Raw genomic sequence first — 5,449 nt, 5'->3', positions numbered from 1 at the left:
TTGCGAGCGGCGACGAGAGATAGAGTGCGCTGGCGAGCGCGACTGCCGACAGCAACATCGGTCCGGCGACGTCGCGCGCATGAATGCGCTTGTGACTCACGATGCGTCCCCACACGATCACGCTGACTACCACGACCGCGAACGGCGCGGACGTGATCAGGCCGATCTGTGTGAGCGAGTACTGCGCGCTGCCCTTGAAGGTCTTCACGACTTGCGGCAGGAAATATAGCAGCCCGATGATGCCCGAGTTGATGCCGAAATAAACCAGGCCTAAGCCCCAGACCTTGGGATTGGTGAGCGCGCGGCGCGCACTGCCGGGCTGCACGGCGGCGGACGCGGCCTGTTCTTCGCCCGCGAGCGCCGCGCGGATCGTCTGGCGCTCTTTCTCGCTCAGGCCGCGCCAGGCGTGCGGACCGTCCGGCAGATAGAACCAGGCAACCACGCCGAGCACGATGGCGGGAAGGCCTTCGAGCAGGATCATTGCGCGCCAGCCGGTGACGCCGAACACGTTCGCATGCTCCATGATCCACGTCGACACGGGCGCGCCGATCATGCCGGTGAGTGGAATCGACATCGTGAAGAGCGACATCATCCAGACGCGATTGCGCGCGGGCATCCACAGCGTCAGGTAATAGACCATGCCGGGATACAGCCCCGCCTCGAACACGCCCAGTGTGAAGCGCGCAACATACAGCCATTGCGCGTTCGGCACGAAGCTCGTGAGCGACGACAGCAGACCCCAGGTCACGAGTATGCGCGCCATCCAGCGCCGCGCGCCGAAGCGATGCATGCACAGGTTGCTGGGCACTTCGCACAGGATGTAGCCCAGAAAGAACAGACTCGCGGACAGCCCGTATTGCGCGGCACTCATGCCGAGTTCGGCGTTCATCGTCAATGCCGCGTAGCCGACATTGGCGCGATCGAGCTGGTTGGCGACGTACATCAGCACCATCAGCGGCGCGAGCCGCCACACGATGCGCTTCATCAGATCGGGCGGCAACGCGCTCTGGGTATCGAGGGTCTGCATGTGGGTTGTCCGGGCAGGGGTGTTGTCGTAGCCTCATTTAGCACTAGTCGAATTTCCATGACAATCCACGAAAAGTATCTGTCCTGTGACGCTTCGGCATAACCTCGCCCAAAGCCATGCACGACGGGCCTTCAGGGCCCATGGTGCCGAAATTTCACATGACATTGCGCAAACCGCCATGGACGGCGGTGCTTTTGGCGCACCAGAATGAGCATGTCCCGTTCTTTTCACCGAGAGTGTCGCATGTGCCTGGCCGACTCCAACGAGTATCAGATTCCCACTCCCATCGGCGGAGCGCTGCCCGTTCCGCGCGTCTATGAAGACCTCGAGACCGAGCGCCGGCATCGCAAGCTCAGGCTCGCGGCGGCGTTCCGGCTGCTGGCGCGCTTCGGGCTGACCGAGGGTATCGCCGGTCACGTGACCCTGCGCGATCCCGAGCATCACGACCGCTACTGGGTCAATCAATATGCGCAGCACTTCTCGACGATCCATCCCGACGATCTCATGTGCATCGACGACAAGGGCGCGGTGCACCACGGCAGTGGGCCGGTCAATGCGGCGGCGGTCGCGATTCATTGCGGACTGCATCGCGTGAATCATGCGGCGGCGGCCGCCGTCCACACGCATACGACCTATGGGCGTGCGTTCGCCGCGCGCGAACGGCTGCTTGCGCCGATCAATCAGGAAGCGTGTCTGTTCTTTGAAAACCACGTGGTGTTTCGCGGCGATATCGTCGTGCTCGCCACCGACGAGGGCGCGCGTATTGCGCAGACGATGGGCGACTGCAAGGCCGCGATCCTGTTGAATCATGGCTTGCTGACGGTCGGATCGAGCGTGGATTCGGCCGTGTATCGCTTCATCGCGATGGAGCGATGTGCGCAGGTGCAGTTGCTGGCCGAGGCGGCCGGCCCGCTCGAGCCGCTGAGCGCGGAGGAGGCGCGCGCGACGCGCCGGCATCTGGCGTCCGACTACGTCGCCTGGCTCGGCTTTCAAGGTTTATACAAGCAGATGCTGCGCGAACATGCGGACCTTGGTGACTACGCGCGCACGCTCGACGCGTAGTCGCTCATCGACGCGACGCGCCGCCCGGCCGATGTCCGGAGTGGCGTCAAAGCTTCGATGCGGCCTGTACCGCGTGTAGTCCTTGGGGCGAAGACCTATTGCCTTGAAACATTACCCGCGACGAGCCTGGCAGGGTCGACGAGCCGGTCGTATTGATCGCCGTCGAGAAAGCCGAGCGCAATCGCTGCCGCGCGAGGTGTGATGCGGTCGTGCAACGCCGTCGCCGTAACCTGCGCAACGCGGTCGTAACCGAGTATCGGATTGAGCGCGGTTACAGCGAGCAGTGACCGGTCAATGTTAGTCGCAAGTTGTTCACGATCCACCTCGATGCCGCGGACAAAGCGCCTTGCAAAGAGGGCGGAGGAATCGGCAAGAACACGCAACGACTGAAGCAGGTTGTAGACGAGTACTGGTTTAGCGACGTTCAGCTCGAAGTTCCCGGATGCATTGGCTATGGTGATCCGCGGGAGCGTTCAGTCCCGTGCCGGCAGCGGTGCCGCCTTGAGGCAGAATCAGGAGCCGGGGCAACGCATCGTCGATGCGGGCAAGCGCATGCGCCAGTTGGCGCTCGAAGGTGCCGAATGTCCGCCCCATCGTCATCGGCACGGCGTCCATCAGATGGGTGCTGGCGACTTTCAATACGTCGGCGAAGGCATGGCTGCGCTCGGCAAGCGCAGACCGGAGTTCATCCAGCGCTGGCCGCAAACGCCCGTTGACCTCGATCGCGGCTGCCACGTGCATCACCGTCGGAAAGCTGTCGTTCGACGATTGCGAGCGGTTGACCTGATCGTTGGCATGCACCGGCGTCCTGGTCCCAAGCGGTCGTCCGAGTAACTCGTTTGCCCGGTTCGCGATGACCTCGTTTGCGTTCATGTTGGTCTGCGTACCGGACCCGGTCTGCCAGATCGTCAGCGGAAAATGGTCGTCCCATTTCCCTCATGCAGTTCGATCGCGGCCTTCTCGATCGCCGGGGCAAGCTCCGGCGTGAGCGCTCCACACTGCACGTTTGCGCGTGCGGCCGCGTACTTCTGCAAGCCGAATGCGCGTATCAGTACAGTCGGGAGGCGCTCTTCGCCGACTTCGAACAGACCGAGGGCGCGCTGCGTCTGTGCTCCCCAGTATCGATCCGACGGAATCTCGACGGGACCGAATGCATCATGTTCGATTCGCGATGGGGTGTTCATAGCTCGTGGCACAGTCTCATGATTAAGTTGAGGCGGGCACACGCCCGCACCGCTGCGACGTGACATTCGATCAACGCGTGTGTCGGGCGCCTTCGAGCGAAACGGCGTGAGGATGCTGATTTGCATCGTCCATGTCTTCGGGCAGCAGATTGCCGCCGGCAAGGCTTTCATCGGCCCGCGCAATTTCAGGGTAACGTTCGGGATGCAGATGTCGCTCCGCGAGTGTCTCATCAAGGGTCCGCGACCACTTGGCGACGACTACGGTCGCCAGGCTGTTGCCGATCGTATTGCACGTGGCGATCGCCATCGACATGAAGCGGTACACACCGAAGATCAACGCAAGACCTTCGACGGGAAGGATGCCGGTCGACGTGACCGTCGCTGCAAATACGACGAATGAGCCCCCGGACACCGTGGCGGCGCCCTTCGACGCCAGCAGCATCAGCAGCAGAATGCCGATTTGATGGTCCAGCGGGATGGGTACGCCGTACGCGTGAGCGATGAACATCACGCCCATCGACATGAAGATCGACGTACCGTCGAGATTGAATGCATAGCCGGTAGGCAACACGAGCCCGACCGTTTGCTTCGCGCAACCGAGCCGTTCGAGTTTAATCAGAAGACGGGGCAGGACGCTTTCGGATGAAGCCGTACCGAGCACAATGAAGATTTCATCCTTGATATAGCGGAGAAAGCGCCACTGACTGAAACCCGCGAGTTTCGCGATCACGCCCATCACAACGACGATGAACAGCACGATCACTGCACAGAAGCTCAACACGAGCTGCGCGAGCGCGATCAGCACCGCCGTGCCGTTGCTTCCCACCGAGAAGGCGATCGCGCCGAGCGTGCCGAGCGGCGCGAGCTTCATCACGAGATTGATGAACGAGAAGAGCACTTCGGAGATAAGATCCAGCCCTTCGTTGACGCGCACGCGGCGGTGCTCCGGAATCGCGAGAATGCCGATGCCGACCATCACCGCCAGCACGACGACTTGCAACAGCTCACCTTCGCAAACGCGCCGATGAAGTTGTCCGGCACGATATGCATGACGAACCCAACAAAAGTCTGCGGTGCGGCTTTGGTCGCGATCGCGGGTACGGCGCCGGCGGTGACGGACGTCATCGCCTTGCCCGTCTGCAGCAGGTTGCCGGCGAGCAGCCCGAACGCGACCGCGATTGTCGAGACGACTTCGAAGTAGACGATCGAGCGCCAGCCCACACGTCCCGCGCTCTTCATGTCGCCCGCCGAAGCGATGCCATGCACGATCGTGAGAAACACGAGCGGCGCGACGCCTGCCTTGATGAGTGCGAGAAAGATATCGCCGAGCACCTTGAGTTGCGTGCCGAACTTCGGGAACAACAACCCGACCGCACCGCCGATCACGAGCGCCAGCAGCACCTGCATGCCGAGCTTGCGGTACCACGGCAGCTTCTTCGTCGTGGCGACGGTTGCGTCGCCGTGTGATGCGTGTTCGTTTTGCATCGGGTGTTCCTCCTCGATTCTTCAGGTTCAGATTTCGCGCGACAGTGCGATGACCTGGTCCACCATCTGCGGTGGAAGACCGAGATAGTTCGCCGGATCGGTCATGCGGTCGATTGCGACGCGGTCGAAGTGCTGCGTGACTTCGGGCAGCGCAGCAAGCGCTTGCGCAAGCGTGCCGCCATGCTCGTTCACCGTGCGGCATGCGTCGTACACGATGTCATGTGCCTGCTGACGTCCGGTGTAGGGTGCCATGCCCATCATCACGGCTTCCGCGACGATCAAACCCTTGCTGCCCTGTCACTCGGAACTGTTCCTCGACAGGCGCGCCTTAAGCGGTGTCGCCAGACACTGAAACCCTTGGCGAAGGTGCGGCTGGCGAGGCTGCCGTCCATGCGGGGCATGCTGATGTCCAGCGCGGCAATGTACGGTATCCAGGCGACGGCGGGAAATCCGCCGAACAGAACCAATCGGCGGATTCAAGCGTCCGGCCGGCACCACGACAGACTTTCCTACGCGCAACGCCCCTGTGCCCAGATCCGTGGCATATGACTTGCGCGGTTGACCGCACACGCCGTTCAGGCAGCTCGCCTATGACGGGGTGCCTCAACCACATCCAGGAAAAACGTCATGAAACTGCTCACCACCCAAGACGGACTGCCGCGACTCTCCTGGGGCTCCGTCATCGCCGGTG

2 protein-coding genes and 3 pseudogenes are annotated in these 5,449 nt (G+C 62.3%); 1 reads left to right on the top strand and 4 read right to left on the bottom strand.

Features of this window, described 5'->3' with window-relative positions:
* Nucleotides 1-1,027, bottom strand: a 1,027-nt coding sequence (locus VGH68_RS29755; RefSeq protein ID WP_331607328.1) for an MFS transporter, incomplete at its 3' end; no start/stop codon positions are given.
* Between the two features lie 243 nt (nucleotides 1,028-1,270).
* On the opposite strand from VGH68_RS29755, the gene VGH68_RS29750 reads away from it, so the two are divergent.
* Complete coding sequence (locus tag VGH68_RS29750; protein WP_331607327.1) at nucleotides 1,271-2,089, top strand: class II aldolase/adducin family protein; 819 nt, start codon at nucleotides 1,271-1,273, stop codon at nucleotides 2,087-2,089.
* 95 nt (nucleotides 2,090-2,184) lie between these two features.
* On the opposite strand, the pseudogene VGH68_RS29745 reads toward VGH68_RS29750, so the two are convergent.
* From VGH68_RS29745 to VGH68_RS29735, 3 pseudogenes are all read right to left on the bottom strand, one after another.
* Nucleotides 2,185-3,273: pseudogene (locus VGH68_RS29745) on the bottom strand (lyase family protein).
* A 70-nt stretch (nucleotides 3,274-3,343) separates the two neighbouring features.
* A pseudogene (locus VGH68_RS29740) lies at nucleotides 3,344-4,758 on the bottom strand (cation:dicarboxylate symporter family transporter).
* A gap of 27 nt (nucleotides 4,759-4,785) precedes the next feature.
* Nucleotides 4,786-5,049: pseudogene (locus VGH68_RS29735) on the bottom strand (3-carboxy-cis,cis-muconate cycloisomerase); the annotation flags it as partial.
* Between the last annotated feature and the right edge of the window lie 400 nt (nucleotides 5,050-5,449).

The sequence above is a fragment of the Paraburkholderia sp. genome, assembly GCF_036488505.1.
GTDB lineage: Bacteria > Pseudomonadota > Gammaproteobacteria > Burkholderiales > Burkholderiaceae > Paraburkholderia.
Note: the sequence above shows the minus strand (reverse complement) of the source record. Positions and strands in the feature narration are given on the sequence as shown.

Excerpts from the sequence above, each read along its gene's own strand:
- VGH68_RS29750 (WP_331607327.1), top strand. The coding sequence starts at position 1,271 with ATGTGCCTGGCCGACTCCAACGAGTATCAGATTCCCACTCCCATCGGC.